The sequence below is a fragment of the Spirosoma radiotolerans genome (assembly GCF_000974425.1).
GTDB classification, from domain to species: Bacteria; Bacteroidota; Bacteroidia; order Cytophagales; family Spirosomataceae; genus Spirosoma; species Spirosoma radiotolerans.
On record NZ_CP010429.1, the window covers coordinates 6,486,624 to 6,511,178 of the forward strand.

Genomic DNA, 24,555 nt, shown 5'->3' on the forward strand with positions numbered 1-24,555 from the left:
TCTCGGATTTAGCCTTTATTTTCGGTTTTTATCCGCTATGACGTTGCCCAGTCTATTTCAGAAATTCGCCCGTTTTGTTGAGCAGCATCGCCCGGCTTTATTCTCCCATGTTGAGTGGTGGTTCCATTTAGGGTCGATGCCGTTACTTCTTCCTGTCGGCGCGTATTTCATCATGGGCGAGCGTTACTTTCATGATCCCATCACGTTCACGGTTGGTTCACTCGTGAATGTGCTTGTTTACTGGTATACTGTAGTCCTTTTTACATTGGCCGTTCGTTGGGTCATTTGCCAGTTTCCCCTGATTCAGCAGGCGGGTATTCGATTTGTGAGTATGCTTTTATCTGTCGGTCTCATCATGGCCGCTACTGCTGTGCTCGATCTTTGGTTGTTTAGTCTGGTTCCGGGTACTGGCGTTCAATTCTCATGGGACGCTGTGGTGCCACTTTGGTTGTTCGGCAGCGTGGCTAGCCCCATTTTCTGTTTAGCACTAGGCATGTTTTATATGTACTCGCAGTGGCAAGATCGACAAACCGAAAATGAGCAATTGAAACGGGAGGCCCTTCAGCAACAGTACGACGCGTTGAAAGACCGTGTGAATCCACACTTTTTATTTAATTCACTGAATTCCGTGTCGTTACTAATTGGTGAAGATACCGCCCAAGCCGAACGCTTTGTCGATCAGTTATCGATGGTGTATCGGTATATGCTTCGAGCCAATACTCAGGCCTTAATACCGCTGGAGGATGAGCTAAATTTTGTGGAAATCTACGCCGGTCTGCTGGGTATGCGCTACGGCAGTTCGATCCATTTGACATCATACATTTCATCCGGTTGTCGACAAGGGCAACTTCCTCCCCTAACGCTCCAAACTCTGATCGATAATGCTATTAAGTATAATATCATGACGCCTGTCCTACCGCTGATTATCGATGTTAGAACTGATGGAGATCTCTTGATAATCAGCAATACGCTCCAGCGAAAGACGATCCGTGTAGAAACGAGTTCAACGGGCTTATCAACGGTAATGAACAACTACCGCCGGCTGAATTTGCCCGAGCCCATTATTGAGGAATCACCAACTCACTTCATTGTTTCGCTCCCGCTGCTGGCCGAGGGTTAAATTCCAAGCAGTAACGGGCCTGCTATCCCATTACAATTCATACGTAAATTTTCTCAATTCAGGCATGACCTACCGCAATTCATTCCGGTATGGCACGACGAATGCAGGCCGAACCCTTAATTTTAAGTTGATCCTGCCGAAGTGATCAGATTTTACCAGATTTGCCTACTATTCATGATCGACTGGCTTCCATCGAAACAACTCCTCATATGCCGTGAACTCGGGCATCATATTCTGATGATGCCGGTCCTGTTTCTGGTGGGTAATCATCCCTTCGATAGGTGTACGACCGATGGTTACCGATCAAGAGGTACAAACCTGCCGCATTCGATCCTGATTGATACCTCTCTTAACTGGCTACCAAACCCATTCAAACCTGATTTTAACGCCCGCCAATTCCAACACAAATTCAGACACCCCAAGCGATCCAAATAACGGTTGAATCAGTATTGACTAGGAGGTCGGGCCTACCTACAGTAAGTTAGCTTGATTTTCTTAGTTTAGGTTATGAAGTTGCATGATGTCGATAAATAGTCCCACTCTGCCCGATACATCCATACGACCTGGCGTTGCCCGGCCTTGGTACTGGCCATCGAAACAGGTGTGGTGGCAAATGATATTATTATTTCCCTGGTTTATCCCGCTGGTAACTTACCTGCTGCTGGGGCCCCACTACTTGAGCGACTGGTCTACGTTTGTTGGGGCCACTGGGTTAAATGCCACCCTAGGTTTTTTTTGCCAGTGGATTCTCGATCAGGTTACCAAACGGATTACGGATCAATATCCGAGTCTTAAGCAAACAGCTACCCGACTAATACTGTTGCTAGTAGCTTTCATGAGCATTTCGTTGCTTATCATACTAAGTGCTTTATGGTTTTACACACAGTTCCACCTGTTTGCGTATGTATATCAGCCGGGAGTTGTGAGACATATTTTGCTTTTTAACGTAGTGGTCAATCTGATTTCAGTGGCAGCTTATGAAAGCATCTATTCACTGACTAAATGGCGCGAGAATATGCTTGAAAAAGAGCAACTCAAAAAAGTGAATCTACAAAGTCAATATGAGAGCCTGAAGAATCAGGTGAATCCGCATTTTTTGTTCAACACCCTCAATTCACTTTCTTCGCTCATTGCCGATGAACCAGAACGCGCTGAAGAGTTTGTGAACGAGATGGCCAAAGTGTATCGCTACCTTCTCCAGACTAACCGGGGCGTGGAGACTAATTCGACTAGTTTACCTACGACCGACGTTTCGGCTACTGGTGATGGCGAGCTAACGCTTCTGGGTACGGAACTGACCTTTATTCATTCGTATTTCCATTTGCTCAAGACTCGCTACGGGCAAGGTATACAATTGGCTATTGCGGTTAACGAAAGTGATCAAATCCGATTATTACCTCCACTTTCGCTACAAATGCTGATTGAAAATGCGGTGAAGCATAACGTCATTCATGTTAGTAAACCATTGACGATTGAAATTAAATCGACACCCGATGGCCAACTGCTTGTACGGAACAACCTTCAGCGAAAACCTACTCGCCGGGTGTTGAGCAATCAAATTGGTCTGAGTAACATTCAGGCTCGGTACCGCCTGTTGGCGCAACATTATACAATGCCACTAGAAATTCGTATCGACGAAACAGACGGCTATTTTACAGTTATCCTCCCCCTTTTAAATACAATACGATTATGAACGTACTCATTATTGAAGATGAAGAACTAGCGGTACGTAAACTCCGCAAACTAGTTGCCGAAGTCGATCCCACCCTGATCGTGCAGGGTGTAACGGCAAGTATTGAAGATTCTGTCAGTTGGTTACGGGAAAATACTCCCCCCGATCTGATTTTCATGGATATCGAACTGGCGGATGGACAAAGTTTTGAAATATTTGAGCAAGTAGAGATCCGTAGCCGGGTTATTTTCACGACGTCTTACGACGAGTATGCGTTGCAGGCCTTTAAAGTCAACAGCATTGATTATTTGTTGAAACCCATACAACGGGAAGATTTACAGCGAAGTCTGAAAAAACTCCACGATCTGACCAAGGTTAGCGGGCAGGCTTCATCAGACCTGGAGTTACAGCCGCTAAACATTGAAAAGCTTCTGCGGGAACTTCAGGGTCAGGGTAGTTCATCCACCAAAGAATATCGGAAACGCTTTCTGGTGAAACAGGGGCAAAAACTACTGTCGGTCGAAGTTGGCGACATTCTTTATTTCTACACCGACGAACGTTTCAGCTTTTTCCGAACCCGAACAAACCAGAAATTTCTGGTCGATTATACGCTCGACGAACTGGCCGATTCGCTTGACCCGGTGCAATTCTTCCGCCCAAACCGGGGCCTTATTCTTACGCACGGCGCGGTTGAGCAGATTCAACCCTATTTTGGCAATCGGCTGGCATTAACGCTAAAACCAGCTTTCGATAAAGAAGCGCTGGTAAGCCGGGAAAAGGTTTCTGATTTTAAAGTCTGGATGGGTAAATAAGACACGCGCCCATTCATATCGAGATGGCCTAATCACCTTACTGGTGATTCAAGAAGTGACAAAATCAGCTCATATCCGACATTCACCACATTCATTGGTGTCTTTGTAGACTACTTTAACATACGAAAAAAACTATTTCAATGAGCAATTCGGTGGATTTGTTAAGGCAGGCTACGGGGTTTCAGCGCTGAAGCCAGGCGTAGCTGTAGAATTATAAAACCACTTACGATGTAATTAAATAATGATATAACTTTTCCCCGGGAATAGTGACCACAAATAATTAATGGATATGCTATCTTTCTAGCTACTACTACCTTCTCATCGGGGCACTGCTTTAACTCAGAACAAGTATGGAGGTGGAAGACCATTGCTCATGATGAACATACTCCCATCATATCAATCGCTCGCACGTTTCCTGGATAAATTCCGCCCTGCTTTTTTCTCAGAGCGGGAGTGGTTGTTCTATACTATACTCATGGTTTTAGACTTCCCAGCCGGAATCTATTTGTTTATGGGTGATCGGTACTACCATGATCTACAGACGTTTGCGGTAGGTACGCCTACGGGTATATTCATTTATTGGGTAGGCGTCTTTGGATTCAACCTGGCTGGTCGATGGGTCATCCGGCAGTTTCCTGAACAACGACAGGCTGGCCAGCGCCTGGCTGTTATGGTACTGATTTTGGAAGTTGTTATGCTCATTATGGCTGTTTTTGATCTATGGGTGTTCAGTATCATTCCTGGAAGTGGCGTTGTGTTTTCCGTTGAGCGGTTAAAACTGATTGTTTTGTTTGGCTGCGCCTTTGTGTTCTTCTTATGTCTCGCGATTGGCCTGGTCCACATTTACTCGCAATGGCAGGAGCGGCAAACGGAAATTGAACAACTGAAACATCATGCCCTTCAACAGCAATATGATGCCTTAAAATGGCAGGTTAACCCCCATTTCCTGTTCAATAGCCTAAATGCGATTTCCGCTCTAATCGGGGAGGACAGAGCTTTGGCCGAACGCTTTGTAGACAATCTGGCAAAAGTGTACAGGTATCTATTAAAGACGGGTAACCAACCATTGGTACCCCTTGCCGATGAACTGAATTTTATCCAGACCTACGCTGAACTTTTACAGACTCGATATGGTGAATCAATCCAAATTACATTGCCACCTTTAACATGTTCTATACAAGGGTGCCTTCCTCCTATTAGTCTGCAAACACTTATCGACAACGCAATGAAACACAACCTGATGACAACCAATCGGCCATTGTTCATTCAGCTGAGTCTCATTGGCGAAACTTCTATCCGTGTGACTAACACGCTTCAGCCTAAGAAGAAAACGTTAAATATTTATCCCCACAACCTGGCCAATCTAAGGGCAAAATATCGCCAATGGCCTGTCCAGCCTGTCGAGGTGGAAATGGACGACAAATGGTTCACTGTCACCTTACCACTTCTTTCAGTCACTACTGAGGATAAATCACACTAGTCATTTTATTCCTGTTGTTACTCCAAGTAGTTTATAGCTGAACCGTATACTGTTGATTAGCCTTATTTATGGTACTCAGACAAAATTCATAAATTGAATCAAAAGCCTTAGCGTAGTACCTGAAAGTAGGCTTTCCAGCCCCAACTAAAACAAAAAGTCCTTAAACAACTGCTATACAGTTATTTAAGGACTTATCTAGTAGCGGGAGCTGGACTCGAACCAGCGACCTTTGGGTTATGAGCCCAACGAGCTACCAACTGCTCCATCCCGCGGTGTTTGGTTTGCAAAAGTACAACAATTTTATAGAAATCCAACTACCTTTGTAAAAAAGTTTTTAGCACAACCGAAACGATTTTTTCCCAGAGAGAGTTGTTTCCTAAAGCCACTGGTAATCAGCCAGCGGGATCACCTAAGAATGAATACAGAAATCATTGCCAATTTCCCAGCCGACCATAAGGCTGGCTTCGTCAGTATAGTCGGTAAGCCCAATGTAGGCAAATCAACGCTGATGAATCAACTCGTCGGGGAGCGGTTGTCGATTATTACCGCTAAGGCACAGACCACCCGGCACCGCATTATGGGTATTCTTAACGGAACCCACAACGGACAGGAATTCCAACTCGTTTATTCTGACACCCCCGGTATCATTAAACCGTTGTATAAACTTCATGAATCCATGATGAGTTTTGTACGCGGCTCTATTGAAGATGCTGACGTGGTGTTGTTCGTAACCGATATTTTTGAGCAGCACGACGAAAATGATGTCATTGAACGGCTCCAGAAATCGGAAGTACCTGTTGTCCTGATCATCAACAAAATTGATCAGGCTACGCAGGCACAGGTAAACGAAAAAATCGACTATTGGCAGGAGCATTTCAACGCCCAGGAAATCATTCCGATTTCAGCGCTGAATGCCTTTAACACCGACCGTGTCTTTGAAGCCGTTATGAGTCGGCTACCCCAGCATCCCCCTTATTTTCCGAAAGACGAACTGACCGACAAACCCGAGCGGTTCTTTGCTTCAGAAATTATTCGGGAGAAAATTTTCCTGAATTATAAGAAAGAAGTACCCTACAGTAGTGAAGTTGTTGTAACAGGATTTAATGAGAAAGACGATATTATCGTTATTCAGGCCGAAATTCTGGTTGAACGGGCTACCCAGCGGGCAATTTTGCTCGGCGAAGGTGGCCGAATGATAAAGAAGACAGGCATTATGGCTCGCGAAGAGCTCGAACGCTTCTTTGGCAAAAAAGTATATCTGGAACAATTCGTTAAAGTAGAACCCGATTGGCGGCAAAAAGAGCGTATGCTCAAGCGGCTGGGGTATGACGAATAGTGGCTGGTAATCACTAGCTGGTGTTGACCTAACCTGTCACCAGCAGCCAACCGCAAGGGCGGTCTGGCACGAATCAGTAACCACTAAAAAAATCATGGCAAACATCGTTGCAATCGTTGGCCGCCCAAACGTGGGCAAGTCCACGCTGTTTAACCGCTTGACGGAACAGCGACAGGCCATCATGGACAACCAAAGTGGCGTTACACGCGACCGGCATTATGGCACGGCCGAGTGGAATGACAAATATTTTACCGTCATCGATACCGGTGGCTATGTCGTTGGCTCCGAAGATGTTTTCGAAGAGTCCATCCGCGAACAGGTCGAAATGGCGATTCAGGAATCTACCGTCCTGTTATTTGTAGTGGATACGCAGACGGGCATTACCGGTCTTGACGAAGACTTCGCCGACGTGCTACGCCGGTCAAAAAAGCCGGTTTATGTCGTCGCCAACAAGGCTGAAACGGCTGAACGCGCCCATGCGTCGGCAGAGTTTTATGCGCTGGGCCTGGGCGATCCGTATGCCATTTCGTCGCAAACCGGAACCGGTACGGGCGATTTGCTGGACGAAGTTGTTAAACACTTTCAGAGCGACGGCGTCGAAGATCCCGATGCCGGTATTCCACGCATCGCGATTCTGGGCCGTCCGAACGTCGGAAAGTCATCGTTCCTGAATGTCCTGACCGGACAGGAGCGCAGTATTGTCACGGATATTGCCGGAACCACCCGCGATGCGATCAATACCCGTTACAAAGCTTACGGAAAAGACTTTATTCTGACCGATACGGCCGGTATTCGGCGGAAAGCCAGAATTGACTCCAACATTGAGTTCTACTCGGTTCTGCGTTCCATCAAAGCTATGGAAGACTCGGATGTATGTATCATCATGCTCGATGCTACGCGAGGCCTGGAAGCTCAGGATCTCAACATCATTGGCCAGGCAGTAAAAGCCAAAAAGGGTGTCGTGATTATGGTCAACAAGTGGGATGCTGTTGAAAAGGATCACCGCACGGCCGATGTGCTGCGCAAAGAGATGATTCAGCGGATGATGCCGATCGATTATGTGCCCATCATTTTTGCCTCGGTTCATGAGAAACAGCGAATTTTCCAGGTCATGGAAAAGGCGATGGAAGTGTATGAAAACAAAACCAAGAAAATTGCTACCTCAAAATTAAACGAGGCTATGCAGGCAGAAATTGAGAAGTTTCCTCCGCCAAGTATGAAAGGGAAATTCGTAAAGATCAAGTACATGGTACAGGTCCCTACGCCTTCCCCAACGTTTATATTTTTCTGTAACCTGCCTCAGTACGTTCAGGAATCGTATCAGCGGTTCCTGGAAAACAGACTTCGCGAGCACTTCGATTTTACAGGTGTCCCGATTACAGTCTTTTTCCGACAGAAATAAGGTTATGTTCAGGTGAGTCTCGGTTTATTGGCTTCTGTTAGTAGAAACGGCCAGCCGTACCAACTTCTCAACGTAACACATCTGGATTTGTGTACGCCGAAAAGGTCAGGAAGTTGATGCATGAACACTTATGCATCAATCACTTTCTGGCCTTTTCTTATTTTCTAACCGATACTGATTTCTCTATGGCTTTGCAACCCGCCCGCTCTCGCTACTGGCTTGGCGCCGGTTTAGTCTTTTTAGCGGCTTTTTGTTTTGCCATGAAGGGCATTTTAATCAAGCTCGCTTATCAGTATCCGATCGATGCCATTTCGCTATTGACGCTGCGAATGCTTTTCGCCTTGCCGTTTTATATAGCCATTTCCATTCAGTTGGCTCGTACACAGCCACCTCTGCACCTTACTACAAAACAATGGGCGACGTTGGCTATGCTGGGAATAACAGGCTATTATCTTGCCAGTTTTTTCAACTTTCTCGGATTGGTCTACATTACAGCCAGTCTGGAGCGAATTCTTCTTTTTGTTTACCCAACGTTTGTGCTGTTGATGAACGCCATCGGTTTTGGCCGACGGGTGACCCGTTTACAACTTATCGCACTGGCACTTACCTATGCTGGCATTGTATTGGCCTTCTGGGGTAACGTTGAAAGCTCAATACAAAAAAATGTTGCCCTGGGAGCATTCTGGGTCGTTTTGAGTGGACTTGTGTATGCTATTTATTTAGTGGGCAGCGACCGGGTGATCAATTGGGTTGGCTCACAACGATACACGTGTTATGCGATGATGGCAGCTACGATTCCAACCGTTTTGCATTGCGCCTTACACAACGGTTTACAGTTGACTCATTATCCTGTACCCGTTTATTTTCTGGGACTTGGCATGGCTATTTTTGTGACCGTGATACCAACGTTTATGATTGCCGAAGGCATTAAACGAGTGGGGTCAGGCAACGCATCTATTATTGCCAGTGTTGGCCCCATTTTTACCATCATCCTGTCGACCACAGTGCTTCATGAGACGATTAGTTACGCACAAGTAGCGGGCACTTTTTTGGTATTAGCTGGCGTATTTCTTATCGGCTGGCGCGGAAAATAGCATGTAACTAGTAACCCAAACCTTAAGTATTTATACTCAAAAACGTCCCTCTTTTACTTACCAAAAAGTTACCAATTGGACACATAAAAACATTATCATTATATTATAGGATTTAAAAAACAACCATTAAATAAATTCAAACTCACTTTCAGCACCTTAGTAATTATTAAAGCTTACCTTTCATTCACTATACCTCATAAAAGAAATCACGTTATTATGGCAACTGACAAAGTAATTGATGATGAAAAGCGGATTGATAAAGCCGCGTATGTACTCAAAGCTGTGGCGCACCCGTTGCGTATCAGAATCATTCAAATGCTGAATGAAAACAAAGAACTAAATGTATCCGCGATCTACAAAAACCTGAACGCAGAACAGTCACTTATCTCCCATCACCTGATCAATATGCGCGACAAGGGCATTCTCGATATCCGGCGAAGCGGCAAAAATATTTACTATTTTCTGGTCGATTCGGCGGTTGCGGAAGTAATCGATTGTATCTATAAGAGCAAGATACTCAACTAAGTTGATGCCTATAAATCAACAGAAAAAGGGTACCAAAGAAGCCATTCTCATAGCCCTTTAGTACCTTTTTTCAAACTAGTATTAGTGTCTCTTAGGAGAATAATTCCCCCGGCCTGTAAGGTGGTGTAAGGCCCAGGTGAATATAGGCTCTCTCGGTTGTTTCACGGCCACGAGAGGTCCGCTTTAAAAAGCCTTCCTGAATCAAAAACGGCTCGTATACTTCTTCGATTGTTTCAGACTCTTCTCCACAGGCGGTAGCAATGGTGGACAGGCCAACCGGCCCCCCTTTGAACTTCTCGATAATAGTCGTCAGAATACGAATATCCATATCGTCGAGTCCGTTCTGATCCACTTCCAATGCGCTAAGAGCGATCTCGGCAATTTCTACATTGATATAGCCATTTCCTTTAACCTGCGCAAAGTCGCGGGTTCGGCGCAGCAAATTGTTGGCAATCCGTGGTGTGCCCCGGCTCCGGCGTGCAATCTCATAGGCCCCTGTTTCATCAATGGGCGTTCCCAGAATAGCCGCCGAACGCTGTACAATACTGGTTAGCAGTTTAGCATCGTAATATTCCAGCCGGGCACTGATGCCAAAACGGGCTCGCAACGGCGAAGTGAGCATACCAGCGCGAGTAGTCGCGCCAATCAACGTAAATGGATTGAGTTTAATCTGAACGGTTCGGGCGTTGGGCCCGGAGTCGAGCATAATATCAATCTTGTAATCCTCCATTGCCGAGTACAGATACTCTTCTACAATGGGATTGAGCCGGTGAATCTCGTCAATGAAGAGTACGTCGTTAGGCTGTAGGTTCGTCAGCAGACCAGCCAGATCACTGGGCTTGTCGAGCACTGGACCAGAGGTCATTTTGATACCCGCATTAAGTTCGTTCGCGATGATGTGCGATAGCGTCGTTTTGCCCAAGCCTGGTGGGCCATGTAGCAGCACATGGTCCAGGGCGTCGCCCCGTTGCATAGCCGCTCTCACAAACACTTCGAGGTTATCGAGAATTTTAGCCTGCCCCGTAAAGTCCTCGAACGAAAGCGGCCGGAGCGCCCGCTCAATCTCTTTATCCGTGGTGGTCATCCCGTCTCCTGAACCTTTCAAAAAGTCGTTTCGCATGGTTTTGATTGGTACAAACCCGCGTTAAATACACCCCAAAAACAGGTGATTTCAGCGAAGTCGTTTACTTCAAATTTACGCAAAAAAGAGGACAAATACTACCGAATCAAGAGCACCGATCCGCGTTTTACAACCCGTTCACGCTCAGGAAAATACTGGCTTTTGAAGACGACGACATAGGGGTAAATCATGGCCGGATAGATCGATCCCCGATAGGTACCATCCCATTTTTGCTCGGGATTATTACTGGCAAAGATGACTTCTCCCCAACGATTATAAATCCGGAATTCATAATCGGTTATGTAGGCTGTAAACACCTGCAACAGGTCGTTGGTACCGTCGCCATTGGGCGTAAATGCATCCGGCACATTCACGCGCGGCTCACACAGGTTCAAGACACGAGCCACACCTGTAGCTGTACAGCCTAATGGATCTGTTACCTGGATAGGATAGTCGCCAGCGCGTTGGACCGTTATGGTCTTAGTCGTATCACTTCGCGTTACCCACAGATACTTTAAGCCGGTGGCCCCGTTGGCTGAGAGTATCGTTGTTCCCTGATCGCCTTCGCAAAGGGCTGCCTGTTGAGTATAGGAAAAGTTTGGTGGCGGTCGATTATCTACGTGAACGCTACTGCGTCCCACACAACCCGATTGAGTGTTTCGCAAGACAAGGCTATATGTACCCGGTTCGGTAACCGAAATCGACGGCGTCGTGGCCCCATTGCTCCATTGGTACACGTTCCCCGGAATGTCGCCCGTTCGGGGCGCCAGCGATACGGCCAGGCCGTTGCACTTGAGCGTATCGGGCCCAAGTCGGGCAAATCCAGTGCTGTCGAGCCCAACCTTGATACTGTCTGACAGGGCTTTGCAGCCATTTATATCAACGACCTGAACGGTATAGAGCCCCGGCGAGGCCTGCCCAAATACGGCCGTTGTCGAAACGACATTATTGTTTTGATCCCGCCAGGCGTACGTCGCGGCTGTTCCTCCCGCAACAGTCAAAGTGATGGTGCCGCTATTGGGTATGCTGCATAAGGCATCCTTCACATTAGGCGTTAAGCGGAGTTGATTGGCCGGCGATTTCAGGATAAACGATGAATCGACTTTACATTCATGAAGCGTATCTGTTACAGCTACTTTATAACCTCCCTCGACAAGGCCCAGCAACTGATTTGTGCTGTCAGCAGGGCGGGCCGTTCCATCGGAGCCGGTCCACGCATACGTATAGGTACCGGCCGGCGTGGTTGTTAGCACAATGGACCCATCGGCCGATGTACAGGCTTTGGGTCCTGTCAAAGCAGCCTGTAAGCGAATCTTAGGCAGTTCGCTTACCCGAATGGTATCCGAGTTTGTGCAGGTTGTTCCGTTTACCGTTGCCTGAGCCGTTACAGAATATACGCCAGCCGTGGCGACAGAGATGGTACCCGTGTTTCCTCCATTACTCCACTGGAATTGGGTCCAGGTTTTTTGAGGCACGGTTATATCGACTTTTGATCGATAACAAAATAGCGTATCAGGTCCCAAGTCGAGCGATGGCACCGGCTTGATCTGAACTTCAATCGTGTCGCTTTTGAAGCATTCGCCATTAGCCGCCAAGGCCACAGCAATGTAATAGCCCGGCCGGGTCAGTGTTAAGGTTCGTTGCCTACTGACCAGCGCCCCATTCACCAGCCAGACGTACATTTTGGCCTGCACTTTTATATCCAGCGTAATACCTCGCTTATTGCAAATGGCTGTGTCAGCTCCCAGCTTTATATCGGGCGGTGTTTCAACAATCGTTAGGGTATCTTTAATTAGTGTGTCTTTACAAATGCCTCCGGTACTAGTTTTTGTAATAATTCGAAGACTCACAAAGTATTGACCGGGCGTTTTGTAGGCGTGCGTAATAGGCGTGGTCGAGGTGGTCGACGAGGGCCGGCTTCCATCACCAAAATCCAGTGTATAGGCTTCTTTTAATTTGGGACAGTTCGGACTTATCTGGAATACTGTTGGGGCATTCACGCAGGTATCGCCATAGGTTAGGCCAGGGCCGCTCGAATTGTCATTGAAGTTGGCGACTAAGTTTGGCAAACCCAACTGGCTTGTCTGTCCACCGAGCGGCTGACCGGCCGGATTATAAATCAGGCTATCCAGCAAACCACCATTTGGATTTTCGATGGTCCCGAGCGAGCTACTACCCTTAATGGCGACGTAAATCCGGCCATCGGGGCCGATCTGAAGCGAACCGTATTGCCTGGTTGTACTGCTGTCAACAACGGTCTTCGACTTTGTCAGGAGCGAGTCTCGTTGATTCAGGTCGTATTTTAAAATATACGATGATCCTTTCTGACTACCGTCGGCATTGGTATCGGCCAGCATCGTCACATATAAACTTTCGCCGTCGGGAGAAAACTCGACCCCGTAGGCTTTGGGGGGCGCTGGTCCCAGATCGAGCGTTCGATCAAATTTGAGGACGCCGGTTGAGTCATTGAAGGTATAGAGATCGACCGAATTTTTGGGTGGTCCCGGAATGACAACGGCCATCGGACGATTGCCTTTGTTTCCGCCCGTGGTATCAGCCGGCCCGATTTTGATATAGCCTTCGGCATTTGTCAACGAATCGATTACCTGCCCTCCTGTATAAGTAACAGGATCGACGTTTTCACTACGCGTTAAGTGACGGACCTCAAATTGATTCGTTCCGTATTTTCGGGTAATAACCCAATACGTGGAGTCACGGGTATTAGCTACCGACGCCGATTGCTCCGTACCCTGATTGGACAACGGAATATTTTTTTCAACAACGGCTCCTTTGCCCCCATTCTGACGCATATCCACTACGCTATACGTTAGTGTCTTCTGCCCGCGTATTTCGGAGGTTGTGTACACATAATAAAGGTATTCGCAACCCCGGCACGTAGGCTTCGGCACGATCAGCGCCGATTGCGTTGAGTGTGTGCTGCCGTCCAGTGGCTTCTGTGTCGCGAGGGTGTCACCCGGTACGAGTGACTTCATGGGCTTACCATCTTTATCATAAATGGTAATCCCGTCGGAATAAAAAAGCAGAACTCCTTTTGTATTCGCAATGGACGATGATCCCTCGATGGTATTCAGCTTACCATCGGTAATGGGTTTTGGTGTTCCTCCGCCACTGAAGTCGAGTCCCGCATTTTGCCCAAAATACCACTTTACGCCCTGCGACTCTTTCTTTTCGCCACATACATCGACATTGATGCGATCCTGATAAGAACAGCCGACTGAGTTTATTACTTCAACCGAATAACAGCCCGAACTATCGACTTTTATACTTTGAGTCGTATCTCCCTTTGGGTACCAAAGGTAGCGAAGTCCTGATTGGGGGGGACCACCTGCATAGGGGTCCAGCGTTATTACTTCACCTTTACAGATAGTTGTATCTGTGCGCCAATTAGTAAATGATTGTGGCCGGTTACCGACAAAAACTGGTGGGCGAGAAACCGTTTGTACAATTCCATTGACTGTTCGCTTCAGAGTAACTGTGTATGTACCTGCCTGTAGATATACGTGCTTCTCAACAGAATCCCGTTGCGTGGTTACGGTTGTCCCATCCCCGAAATCCCAGACACGGGTCGTAACACCTGTTAGTACACTGTCACTAAATGTGAGAGAGTCGGCTTTACATTCCTGATCAGGAACACAAGCTTTGCCGCTGACTTTGAAGCCTTGCGCCCAGGCTGTAATTGACCCAACCAGCAAGAACAGCGTGGCCAAAAGTCCAACTACCCGAATATGCTTATTAAAAGTTAACATGAAGAAACGCTGAATAAAGCCCACCTACGCAAATTCGATTCTCGACATAACAACAATCGGGGCATTACGTTAGTATAAACGATGGTGTTCAATTAAAATTTTATCGTCCTACAGCCACAAAAGCCCCTAAATTCCAACTAATTTTAGTGGTTGTTGTACGCCTAAATACTTCGTTTAACCTACCAGCGTTGCAACAATAATATTGGCCCAGTCTTTGCCTTGTTTTGCTATTATGCTCAATAAATACATATTACTAATATTGACACTGACGGTGGGCCGAACTGCATTCGCTCAGGACCCCCAGTTCACTCAATTCTACGCAGCTCCGATGTACCTGAACCCAGCCTTTGCCGGGTCAGCACTGGCTCCACGCGTTACCGCCAACTACCGTAATCAATGGCCCGCCATTACCAACTATGTAACAACGATGGTCGCGGTCGATCACTTCATCGAAAAATACAATAGCGGCATTGGTTTGATGATCCAGAGCGACAATCAGGGTCAGGGAAGGATTCAATCAACAGACATAGGGTTGCAATATGCATACCAATTTCAGGTAAGTGAATCCTCTTTTGTACGTTTAGGGTTACAGGGTTCTTACGTAAACCGAAGTATTAACTATTTTGGTTTAACAACGGGCGATCAGTTTACCGACCGGGGCTTCATTACCGGCAGCGTTTCGGGCGACCCTACCCTACAGGGTGGCTTGCCAGCAGTAAAATACGCAGATTTTTCGACAGGAGGCCTATTCTACTCTGATTGGTTCTGGGTTGGTGCCTCGGCGCACCACATCAACAGACCCGACCAGGGGTTCTTTGCCGGTAACCGGGAGCGGCTCCCCATGAAAACCAGTATTCAGGCAGGTCTTCGCATTCCGTTGGGGGGCTTCACCGGCCTGGCCGATGAAGAGGACCGCGAGATTAGTCTTTCGCCTGTGATTATGTACAAGCATCAGGGCAAATACGACCAGTTAGACATAGGCGCATACCTAACGTATGCACCGTTGACGATTGGTGCTTATTACCGGGGAATTCCGTTCAAAAAGTACAATCAGACATTAAACAACCACGATGCCGTTGCGGCACTGGTTGGCTGGCGCATGGAGAAGTTCTCGATTGGCTACAGTTACGACGTGACCATTTCGACCCTTGGCAACAGCGGAGGCTCCCATGAGTTGTCTCTGTCCTATATTTTCGAGAAACCCGAAGGCCGACGGGCAGGCGTAAAACGACGGGATAAGAAATTACCCTGCCCCAAGTTTTAATAAGGGCTTAAACGAAAAGAGGGAAGATATAGCATCTTCCCTCTTTTCGTTTAAGCCAGCTTCTTATACTTAATGCGGGTTGGCGTGGCGTCGGTACCTAGACGTTTGCGCCGATTTTCCTCGTATTCCGAGAAGTTACCTTCAAACCAGTAGGCTTGTGAGTCCCCTTCGAAGGCCAGAATATGAGTAGCAATGCGATCCAGGAACCAGCGATCGTGGCTGATGACGACGGCGCAGCCCGCAAAATTTTCCAGTCCTTCTTCCAGCGCCCGTAATGTATTCACATCAAGATCGTTGGTTGGCTCATCGAGCAGCAGCAGGTTAGCGCCTTCTTTGAGGATCATGGCCAGATGAACCCGATTCCGTTCACCGCCCGATAAAGTCCCGATTTTCTTTTCCTGATCGGCTCCAGCGAAATTAAAGCGGCTCACATATGCACGGGCGTTCGACTGCTTGCCGCCCATCATAATCCACTCGTTTCCCCCCGAAATCGTTTCAAATACGGTCTTGTTCGGATCGAGACCATCGTGCTCCTGATCAACGTAAGCGACTTTAACCGTCTCTCCCACGTCAAACGTACCGGCATCGGGCTTTTCACGGCCCGTAATCAGTTTGAACAGGGTTGTTTTACCAGCGCCATTTGGCCCGATAATACCAACGATTCCGCCCTGTGGCAGCCGGAAGCCCAAATGCTCGAATAGCAGCCGATCACCAAAGGCTTTAGCAACATCGTCCGCTTCAATCACTTTCGACCCCAGCCGTGGCCCGGCCGGAATGAATATTTCAAGCTTTTCGTCCCGCTGTTTGGCGTCTTCATTCAGGAGTTTTTCATAAGCGCCCAACCGCGCTTTCGATTTGGCCTGACGTGCCTTGGGGGCCATCTTCACCCACTCCAGCTCCCGCTGAAGGGTCTTCTGGCGCTTCGATTCGGTTTTTTCTTCCTTAGCCAAGCGGTTTTGCTTCTGCTCCAGCCAGGACGAATAATTTCCTTTCCAGGGAATACCTTCTCCCCGATCCAGTTCGAGAATCCAGCCCGCTACGTTGTCCAGGAAGTAGCGGTCGTGGGTTACGGCAATAACAGTACCTGTATATTGCCGTAAATGCTCTTCGAGCCACAACACCGATTCGGCGTCCAGGTGGTTGGTCGGCTCATCGAGCAGCAGGACATCGGGTTGCTGAAGCAGCAGGCGACACAGCGCTACCCGGCGTTTTTCGCCCCCGGAAAGGTTGTCGATCAGCGCATCAGATGGCGGGCAACGCAGGGCATCCATCGCTCGTTCGAGCTTCTGGTCGAGTTCCCAGCCATTGAAATGGTCGATCTTTTCCTGCACTTCGCCCTGCCGGGCAATCAGCTTATCGAAGTCGGCATCGGGGTCGCCAAAGGCTTCGTTGATCTCTTCAAACTCCTTCAGTAAATTGACGACTTCCTGAGCACCTTCCTCAACAATTTCGCGAACGGTACGACCGGGCGTAAACTGCGGCTCCTGCTCAAGCATACCCACCGAGTAGCCCGGCGAGAAGACCACTTCGCCCGTGTAATTTTTGTCGATACCGGCAATGATGCGTAATAAAGTAGATTTACCGGAACCGTTCAACCCTAAAACACCAATTTTAGCGCCGTAAAAGAAGGAAAGGTATATGTTCTTTAGGATTTGTCGGTTAGGCGGAATATTTTTACTCACGCCCGCCATTGAGAAAATTATGGTTTCCTGACTCATTAATTTCTGATAGATTTGTGTTGGCAATTACCCTCAAATTTAACCCACAGCGCAGCCTTAACCAAGCACAGTAATGGAAAACGCTTCACTGGTAGATGAATACGGTTACGTCAAAGACGGAAAGGTATTTTTAAAAGGCTACCTGAATTACGAAGACCGCCAGATCGGCGAAGTCAAACGAACCGAGCAGGAAGCGCTCGATTATTTCAAAAATCGCTTCATCATCGCCGAAAACAAAGTAAGCCAGTTAGAGAAAGACATCGAAGAAGCCCAGAATAAAGGCTCCTATCTGACTAAACTGGTCCAACTGCGCAAGAAGCTGCTTGGCTTCGATGCGTTAGGTGATTTCCCGCCCCTGCTTGACCGTTTAGATGCTCAGGAGAAGTTACTGGCCGATTTGATTACGGTCAATCAACTCAAAAACCTGGAGATCAAACGGGCACTTATTGCCGAAGCGGAAGCTGTTGTTGATAGCACGGAATGGCGTGAAACAGCGGATGTTCTGCAAGAGATTAAAACAAAATGGATTAAGACGGGGCCCGTCGATAAAGCAGCAGAAACCGAGGTTGAGGGCCGCTTTCAGGCGCTTCTGGACGGATTTTTTACCCGACGGCGCGAGTTTTTCAACGAACAAAACAAAGTCATTCAGGAACGGCTCGACAAATACGACGAGCTTATCCGCCTGGCCTTCCGGGCCAACCGCCTGGGTGATTTGGACGCTGCCTTTCAGGAGGTTCGAAAACTCAACAACGCCTGGAAAGTAGTGGGTGAAGTACCGATCAAGAAAAGCGGTAAGCTGTACAAGCAGTTTAAGAAAGCAACCACCATGTTCTACGCCAAGTACAACGACGCGAAGGGCATCGTTATCGTTCCGAAGATCGACCCACGTATCGAGCAGCAGATGAAAATGGCTGATGAAGTGGAAAAGCTCTCGAAACAGCAGGACATCTTCGCGGCTGCCGAACGGGCAAAAGTACTTCTGAACAGTTGGAAAGAGATTCGCGTACCGTTCAAGCTTCAGGATAAAGTGGTAAACGAACGGTTCCGGGCCGCTTGCGATAAGATTTTTGAATTGAGCTACCTTGGTCGGGTACTCACCCGGAAATATCCAGCCTTTGAGCTTAAGAGTAAGTCGGAGCAGATTCGGACGAAAATCCGGGAGATGGAGTACCTCGTTAAGCGTGAAAAGAACGATTTGCAGTTCGCTTTGCAGGATGCCGACGGACTCGATCCTAACAAGGACGAAGACAAACAAATTCTGAATAAGATCAATACCCAGAAACGGAAGATCGCGATGAAGGAAACCATCCTTCGCGAACTACAGAAGGATCTGGAAACAGCAGGCTACTAACGTTTTCTTTATCATGCTGACGCAAGGAAGCATTTTAAGATGCCCTGCTACGTTTGCCAGTATACCTTAAGATGCTTCCTTACGTCAATAAAAAACGTGAAACGTGCCCCGGTTTCAATCAGGGCACGTTTCGTATTAAGGACTTGTTCCATGAGTATGGAAACAAATCTGAATAACTTCGATTCTATTGTTGATGAAAACGCCTTCCGGTCGGCGATCATCCCCGGCAAATTTGTGCGGCTCGAATACCTGACCGATCTCAATGAATTTATAAAAACTGACGTCACCATTAAGCAACTTCTTCGTCAGGATGGCGCCGATGTACTGGAATTAGCCACGGGCGACCTAGTTCCCCTCGACCGTGTGGTTAGTATTTCGGGTAAGTTGTCGCCCCGCTACCCTGGCTATGGGAATTATTCCTGCGATTGCTAGTTTGGCGCAGAGTTGCCACTAACCCACTGCTTATGAAAGTTCGTCCGTCGGCGCTTATCTGGCGTCAATCTGAGAGCCAGACCCAAGTACTGCTTATGCGCTATTCTTATGGTGGGCAGGACGTTTACGCTTTACCCGGCGGCAACCCTGAACGGGGTGAAATTCTGACAGAGACTGTTATCCGTGAAATTCGGGAAGAGTTGGGCGTATCCGTTGAGTTGGGCGAGATGATTCTGGCGGGCGAAATGCTTCTGTCGCAACGCAACGATGATGTACTGCATGTGGTTTTTGCGGCTCGCAACCTTCAGGGCGAGCCTACCTTAAATCCCACCGAGACAACCGCGCTTAATTTAGTCTGGATTCCCGTTGCCGACCTGAACAAGCTCAATCTTTATCCAAATATTGGGACTAAACTTCAGCCCTGGTTTAGTAGCGCCACTTACCTAGGCTACGTTGGCCGAATTGAGCAACAGTATTTTGGGTAAAGGAGAACACACTGAAGTCTATCCCATACAAGTGCCCCCACCGAACGACATGCTGATTCAAACACTCAAGAAACTCTTCCGCCGGGACCTCGAAAAACTAAGAAGAGAGATTGACCAGTATAAAAACGAGGACGTGATCTGGCATACTGAACGAAATATTGCCAACTCAGCGGGTAACTTATGCCTGCATCTGGCTGGCAATCTGAATACATATCTGGGCGCAGAACTTGGCAAAACTGGCTATGTCCGGCATCGGGAGCTGGAATTTTCCCTGAAGGACGTTCCCAGAGCTGAACTTTTACAGAAAATAGACGACACCATAGTTGTTGTCGATAATGCGCTGAGTACGCTAACCGAAGCGCAGCTTGAGGAAGAATACCCAATGCTGGTCTTTGAGGAGAAAACGTCAACGGGCTATTTCCTGGTGCATTTAGCTACACACTTGACGTATCACCTTGGCCAGATCAATTACCATCGGCGGTTGCTGGATGCGTGATTGGAACAGAGCGACTCAGTAAGCTGCCTCCAACCATGCCTACCGTGCTAGCCAACAAACCCCACAGCATTGGCGAATAAGTGGTATCCAGCCATAAACAGATAAGCCAAACGCCAAAGCCAACCAGCATGGACCATAGGCATCCTGTCAGGTTAGCACGTTTCCAATAGATGCCCGCCGTCAACGGGACGAATAACGAGACCAGACTAAAGGCGGAAGATTCACCAACGAGATCGAAAATGTTGGCGTCGCGGGTGATGCTCATCCCGACGCAGATGACCGTAATGAGTACGACAACCCACCGAATGGTTTTTAACAGAGCCTGATCGCTGATATCCGGCCGGAAAAACTTCATCACGTTCTCCCCAAAAACAGTTGCTGGTGCCAGTATCGCCCCACTTGATACACTCAAAATGGCTGACGTAACGGCTCCGAAAAATAAGACTTGCAGCGGTAGACTTCCATGTCGCATAACCATGTTCGGAATGATCAATTGATTGTCTTTCGGCAAGTCGGGATGAAGCAGTTTGGCGCTCAGCGCAATAAACAGAGGCAACATCGCTACGGTTAAATACATACCTGATGCCAGGAATGAAGCCCGAACAGCTGTTTTTCCCGTCTTGGCGGCCATGACGCGCTGAAAAACATCCTGCTGGGGAATAGAGCCGAGCCCAATGGTTATCCAGGCTGCTGTGTAGGCAAGCCAGTCTTTTGTAGTTGACTGAGGCAGAAAACGGAAGAAGCCTTGTGGTGTTCGTTTTTCAATTGTTTCCCAGCCACCTACGTCATTCCAGAGCATGACTCCCAGGACCGCCAGCGCCAGAATGATAATCAGGTTGTGAAAGAAATCCGTTACGGAGATAGACCACATACCGCCCAACAGTGTATACGCCATAACAATAGTGGCACTACCGATGATGCAGTATTCACGGGGAATATCTGTTACTACACTCAGCACGATGCCAATGGCTACCAGTTGGGCCGAAATCCAGCTAAAGTAGGACGGGATGACCATGATCGCCGATAACAACTCGGCCGACCGGCCGAATCGGATGCGAAAGTAATCGCAGAATGTTGTGATGTTGAGCCGGTAGAGCGGCCGGGCAAAAAATGCGCCCACCAGAAACAGACACAAAGACGATCCAAACGGCTCCTCGATAACGGCCAGAAAACCCCCTTCAACAAACATAGCCGGTGCTCCCATAATTGTCTCGGAGCCAAACCAGGTAGCGAACGTTACCGAAGCCGCCAGCATCAATGGTAACCGACGCCCCGCTAATACGAAATCCTGCGAAGTTGTTACGCGCCGGGCAGCCCAAGCGCCAACCGCGACGTTGGAGAGTAAATACAGTGTTATAAAAAAGAGAAGCATTGGCGGGGAGTTAACTAAGAAGGCACAATGTATGCAGAGACTAGTCTTTGCATACATTGTGCCTTCAAATTACATCTTAGCCGCCTATTTATGGCAGTTTTTCGTGCAGATAAGTGAGTACAAGCTGTAAGGTTTGTTTAATTGTCCCCACATCTTGCTTAAGCTCACTTACGTCCTGCTTCAGGATACTCACATCTTGCTTTAGGATGCTGACGTCCGCTTCCAGGTTGTCAAGCCGGGTATTAACTTGCTTAAACCCTTCCGTCATATCCCGGCGAATAACACGGACATCAACTGTTAAATCAGCGACGGCTCGTGCAGTTGTTGCATTTTGCCGTTCAACCTGCTCGATGCGTTCTTCCAAATACATACAATGTTCGTCATCGGTGGCTACACTTCCTTTATACAATCATAAAGTAAATTAGTTACAAACGCAACGTAGCTGGCAAATATTTGGCGATTAAATCCTCATAGTAAGGCTTCAATTCACTGACGACCGGCGGTTTCGGGCTCTTGGAATATAAATCATAGGGGTTGAACTTGTTAACCCATTTGAACATCTCATGGTCATGAGCGTCCATCAGGTGGTCGTAAGCTCCCTCCCGGTGTTGCGAGTAAAATGAATGATACCGCATCATGTACAAAGCCGGTTCGGGCATGTAATTCTTCATGATTTGGTACAGGTATTCATCGTGCCCCCATGACATATGCACGTTGCGCAGACCACAGTTAGGCTCATAGACACCATATTTGGTATTATAGCGCTCGTCGTGCGCATCTGGGTTGTTGACAAAATACTCAGAATAAACAATCTTGTCAGAATGCTTACAGCCCACCGGGAATGTATCGCCAACAACGGCCCACTGTGGCTCGCCGAACAGGCATAATACCTTACCCATATCGTGCAAAAACCCCGTCAGCACAAACCAGTCAGGGTGACCGTCGGCCCGGATGGCTTCGGCTGTTTGGAGCAGGTGCTGAAGCTGGTCAAGATCCGTGTCTGGGTCGGAGTCGTCTACCAGCGTATTCAAAAACTCCATTGCCCCCCAAACGGGTAACTCCTTCTTGTCGAAAGCCAGGAACTCGCGTTCCTTCTCCCGAACAAAATCGTACGTTTGGTATGTATGGTTTAGCCGGTAGAACTCCCGAACAGTGTCGCGCTCCGGCGAATCGTAGTTCCGGTAGTCTTCTTTCGACTTATGCTCGGGTTCAGGGTAGCGACTCAGCACGTCATCTTCCCATTGGTCGAGGCTGGCAAGGGGGGCAGTTTCACTCATCATAGCCAAATAAATTTAGGAGGCAAAATTAAAAATTTATTGCTGTTAACCAGTGGTATAGACCAAAAGTTATTCTATAATCTACTCACTCGGCCAGGTCATGCAGCGCAAGCATATCTGCTCGTTTGGGATGCCTAGGATTTGCTTTACCAGAACATAGTGTAGAGGACAGCCAGAATGGCAAAGATCCCAACCGAACCAGCCACAAATGAAGGCGTCACACGGAACAGGCGCTGATCTACCTCGATGCTTTTACCCGTGGCATATCCCGCCGGATCGGTGAGCGACACAATGACCATGAGCACCATATCGATACAAAAAACCAGGGTTGTCCGATGCAGGAAGGGAATAGAGTCGACCTGAACGTTGAGCAGCCCCATCACCTCAGGCCAGAACTTAAGTAAGGTTGAAAAAGGAATTGTCAGGATGGCCACCGTCATGGCGGCCCGGTTTGTGGCCCGCTTCCAGAAGAAGCCAAGCAGAAAAATGGCGAATACGCCCGGCGTGATAAAATTGGTGTATTCCTGAATATACTGGTACACCTGATCGAGCGAACGAAGCATAGGCGCCAACAAAATAGCGACGCCAAACGATCCGATGATGGCCCAACGCCCAACATTCACCAGTTTTTGCTCTGACGCTGATTTGTCAATGTATTTTTTGTACAGGTCAAGCGTAAAAATTGTTGAGATGGAGTTGCATTTCCCGGCCAAAGAGGCAACCACAGCCGCCGTGAGCGCGGCAAAGGCAAGCCCTTTCATACCAATAGGCAACAGATTCATTAAAACAGGATAAGCATGGTCAGGTTTGACCACACCTGCCGCATCGGTCATGGCCGCGCGAAAAGGCCCGTTCTGGTACAGCACAAAAGCGGCAATACCGGGAATAACCACGATGACAGGAATCAATAGTTTCAGAAAGGCGGCAAACAGAATACCCGAACGGGCAGTCTTCAGGTCGGCACCCAACGCCCGCTGAACGATGTACTGATTACAGCCCCAGTACGAAAGATTATTGATCCACATGCCGCCCGTTACCAGCGCCATTCCTGGCAATACTTCATAATGAGGATGCCCTTTCGGAAAAAACATGTGAAAATGGCTGTCGGCCTGTTTATGAATAGCCAGCAATCCATTCCAGACACCCGCCGTACCCGTTTCCTGTGCAACGAGTTGCAAAGCTAAATACGTAACGACCAACCCGCCAAAAATCAACACAACGACCTGAATAACATCGGTATAGCCAATTACTTTCATCCCGCCGAGCGTAATGAAAATGGCAAACAAAGCTAGCCCAATGGTGCAGGTTGTGAAGGATATACCGACCAGCGATTCGATGGCGATGGCGCCCAGATACAGAATAGATGTAAGATTAACCAGCACATAAACGACCAGCCAGAACACCGCCAGAATGGTACTAACCGTATCGCTATACCGCTGCGCCAGAAACTGCGGCATGGTGTAAATGTGATTTCGAAGGTAAATGGGAATGAAAAATACAGCCACAATAATCAGCGTAGCCGCAGCAAACCACTCATACGACGATATAGCCAGCCCCATGGCGAAGCCCGAACCCGCCATACCGATGAAATGCTCTGCTGAAATATTAGACGCAATCAACGAAGCGCCGATGGCCCACCAGGTTAACGATCCTTCGGCCAGAAAAAAGTCGGTTGTGTTCATCTGGGCCTGGCGTTTCCGCCGGTACACCCAGTAACCGTAGCCAACGACAATGATAAAGTAAATAAAGAAAACGATGTAGTCGGCCGTAGCGAGGTGATTCATGCGGTAAGTATAAAGAAACGGGGTGTCTTGTCACTAAAGCAAGACACC

The 24,555-nt window shown here is 48.0% G+C and carries 20 protein-coding genes and 1 tRNA gene; 13 read left to right on the forward strand and 8 right to left on the reverse strand.

Annotation, left to right across the window (positions count from 1 at the left end; all coding sequences use genetic code 11):
- Positions 1-37: 37 nt before the first annotated feature.
- The 4 genes from SD10_RS26430 (at position 38) to SD10_RS26445 (ending at position 5,084) form a co-directional block, all read left to right on the forward strand.
- Positions 38-1,120 (forward strand): sensor histidine kinase, encoded by a 1,083-nt coding sequence (locus SD10_RS26430; RefSeq protein WP_052731304.1) that lies wholly within the window; start codon positions 38-40, stop codon positions 1,118-1,120.
- A gap of 613 nt (positions 1,121-1,733) precedes the next feature.
- Positions 1,734-2,813, forward strand: coding sequence for a sensor histidine kinase (locus tag SD10_RS26435; protein WP_227699076.1), 1,080 nt, complete (start codon positions 1,734-1,736; stop codon positions 2,811-2,813).
- Positions 2,810-3,604, forward strand: coding sequence for a LytR/AlgR family response regulator transcription factor (locus SD10_RS26440; protein WP_046578193.1), 795 nt, complete (start codon positions 2,810-2,812; stop codon positions 3,602-3,604). The genes SD10_RS26435 and SD10_RS26440 overlap by 4 nt, the downstream gene beginning before the upstream one ends.
- Positions 3,605-4,079: 475 nt before the next feature.
- A complete protein-coding gene (locus tag SD10_RS26445; RefSeq protein WP_046580195.1) occupies positions 4,080-5,084 on the forward strand; it encodes a sensor histidine kinase in 1,005 nt (334 codons plus the stop codon).
- A 199-nt stretch (positions 5,085-5,283) separates the two neighbouring features.
- Here the strand turns inward: SD10_RS26445 and SD10_RS26450 are convergent.
- Positions 5,284-5,356: transfer RNA gene (locus SD10_RS26450), tRNA-Met, on the reverse strand.
- Between the two features lie 143 nt (positions 5,357-5,499).
- Here SD10_RS26450 and era point away from each other — a divergent pair.
- The 4 genes from era to SD10_RS26470 all read left to right on the forward strand — a co-directional run bounded on the left by era (position 5,500) and on the right by SD10_RS26470 (position 9,441).
- Positions 5,500-6,420, forward strand: a complete 921-nt coding sequence (gene era / locus SD10_RS26455) for a GTPase Era (protein WP_046578195.1) — start codon at positions 5,500-5,502, stop codon at positions 6,418-6,420.
- Positions 6,421-6,514: 94 nt separating this feature from the next.
- Positions 6,515-7,822 (forward strand): ribosome biogenesis GTPase Der, encoded by a 1,308-nt coding sequence (gene der / locus SD10_RS26460; RefSeq protein WP_046578198.1) that lies wholly within the window; start codon positions 6,515-6,517, stop codon positions 7,820-7,822.
- An 89-nt stretch (positions 7,823-7,911) separates the two neighbouring features.
- Positions 7,912-8,916 (forward strand): DMT family transporter, encoded by a 1,005-nt coding sequence (locus SD10_RS26465; RefSeq protein WP_227699077.1) that lies wholly within the window; start codon positions 7,912-7,914, stop codon positions 8,914-8,916.
- A 216-nt stretch (positions 8,917-9,132) separates the two neighbouring features.
- Positions 9,133-9,441: an ArsR/SmtB family transcription factor gene (locus tag SD10_RS26470; RefSeq protein ID WP_046578201.1), complete on the forward strand. Its 309-nt coding sequence runs from the start codon at positions 9,133-9,135 to the stop codon at positions 9,439-9,441.
- A 91-nt stretch (positions 9,442-9,532) separates the two neighbouring features.
- On the opposite strand, the gene ruvB is transcribed toward SD10_RS26470, so the two are convergent.
- Both ruvB and SD10_RS26480 read right to left on the reverse strand, forming a co-directional pair.
- Entirely contained in the window at positions 9,533-10,561 is a 1,029-nt protein-coding gene (gene ruvB, locus SD10_RS26475; protein WP_046578203.1) for a Holliday junction branch migration DNA helicase RuvB, read from the reverse strand.
- A gap of 98 nt (positions 10,562-10,659) precedes the next feature.
- Positions 10,660-14,328, reverse strand: a complete 3,669-nt coding sequence (locus tag SD10_RS26480; RefSeq protein WP_046578204.1) for a T9SS C-terminal target domain-containing protein — start codon at positions 14,326-14,328, stop codon at positions 10,660-10,662.
- A 232-nt stretch (positions 14,329-14,560) separates the two neighbouring features.
- Between SD10_RS26480 and SD10_RS26485 the strand changes: the two genes are divergently transcribed.
- On the forward strand, positions 14,561-15,592 hold the full coding sequence (locus SD10_RS26485; RefSeq protein WP_046578206.1) for a PorP/SprF family type IX secretion system membrane protein: 1,032 nt from the start codon (positions 14,561-14,563) through the stop codon (positions 15,590-15,592).
- Between the two features lie 50 nt (positions 15,593-15,642).
- Here the strand turns inward: SD10_RS26485 and ettA are convergent, their stop codons facing one another.
- Positions 15,643-17,310, reverse strand: coding sequence for an energy-dependent translational throttle protein EttA (ettA, locus tag SD10_RS26490; protein WP_046578208.1), 1,668 nt, complete (start codon positions 17,308-17,310; stop codon positions 15,643-15,645).
- 73 nt (positions 17,311-17,383) lie between these two features.
- Here ettA and SD10_RS26495 point away from each other — a divergent pair, with 73 nt between their 5' ends.
- The 4 genes from SD10_RS26495 to SD10_RS26510 all read left to right on the forward strand — a co-directional run bounded on the left by SD10_RS26495 (position 17,384) and on the right by SD10_RS26510 (position 20,074).
- Positions 17,384-18,661, forward strand: a complete 1,278-nt coding sequence (locus tag SD10_RS26495) for a DUF349 domain-containing protein (protein ID WP_046578210.1) — start codon at positions 17,384-17,386, stop codon at positions 18,659-18,661.
- Positions 18,662-18,811: 150 nt separating this feature from the next.
- On the forward strand, positions 18,812-19,093 hold the full coding sequence (locus SD10_RS26500) for a hypothetical protein (RefSeq protein ID WP_227699078.1): 282 nt from the start codon (positions 18,812-18,814) through the stop codon (positions 19,091-19,093).
- Positions 19,094-19,125: 32 nt separating this feature from the next.
- Positions 19,126-19,578 (forward strand): NUDIX domain-containing protein, encoded by a 453-nt coding sequence (locus tag SD10_RS26505; RefSeq protein WP_046578212.1) that lies wholly within the window; start codon positions 19,126-19,128, stop codon positions 19,576-19,578.
- Positions 19,579-19,627: 49 nt separating this feature from the next.
- The gene (locus SD10_RS26510) at positions 19,628-20,074 is read left to right on the forward strand and encodes a DinB family protein (RefSeq protein ID WP_046578214.1); all 447 of its coding nucleotides are present in this window, start codon (positions 19,628-19,630) and stop codon (positions 20,072-20,074) included.
- On the opposite strand, the gene SD10_RS26515 is transcribed toward SD10_RS26510, so the two are convergent.
- The 4 genes from SD10_RS26515 to SD10_RS26530 all read right to left on the reverse strand — a co-directional run bounded on the left by SD10_RS26515 (position 20,043) and on the right by SD10_RS26530 (position 24,507).
- Positions 20,043-21,446 (reverse strand): sodium:solute symporter family protein, encoded by a 1,404-nt coding sequence (locus tag SD10_RS26515; RefSeq protein ID WP_046578216.1) that lies wholly within the window; start codon positions 21,444-21,446, stop codon positions 20,043-20,045. The two genes, SD10_RS26510 and SD10_RS26515, sit on opposite strands and share 32 nt — an antisense overlap.
- A gap of 88 nt (positions 21,447-21,534) precedes the next feature.
- Positions 21,535-21,816 carry a hypothetical protein gene (locus tag SD10_RS26520; RefSeq protein WP_046578218.1) on the reverse strand — a complete coding sequence of 94 codons (282 nt, stop codon included), beginning with the start codon at positions 21,814-21,816 and terminating at the stop codon, positions 21,535-21,537.
- A 55-nt stretch (positions 21,817-21,871) separates the two neighbouring features.
- Positions 21,872-22,726, reverse strand: coding sequence for an inositol oxygenase family protein (locus SD10_RS26525; protein WP_046578220.1), 855 nt, complete (start codon positions 22,724-22,726; stop codon positions 21,872-21,874).
- Between the two features lie 143 nt (positions 22,727-22,869).
- A complete protein-coding gene (locus SD10_RS26530; protein WP_046578223.1) occupies positions 22,870-24,507 on the reverse strand; it encodes a sodium/sugar symporter in 1,638 nt (545 codons plus the stop codon).
- Between the last annotated feature and the right edge of the window lie 48 nt (positions 24,508-24,555).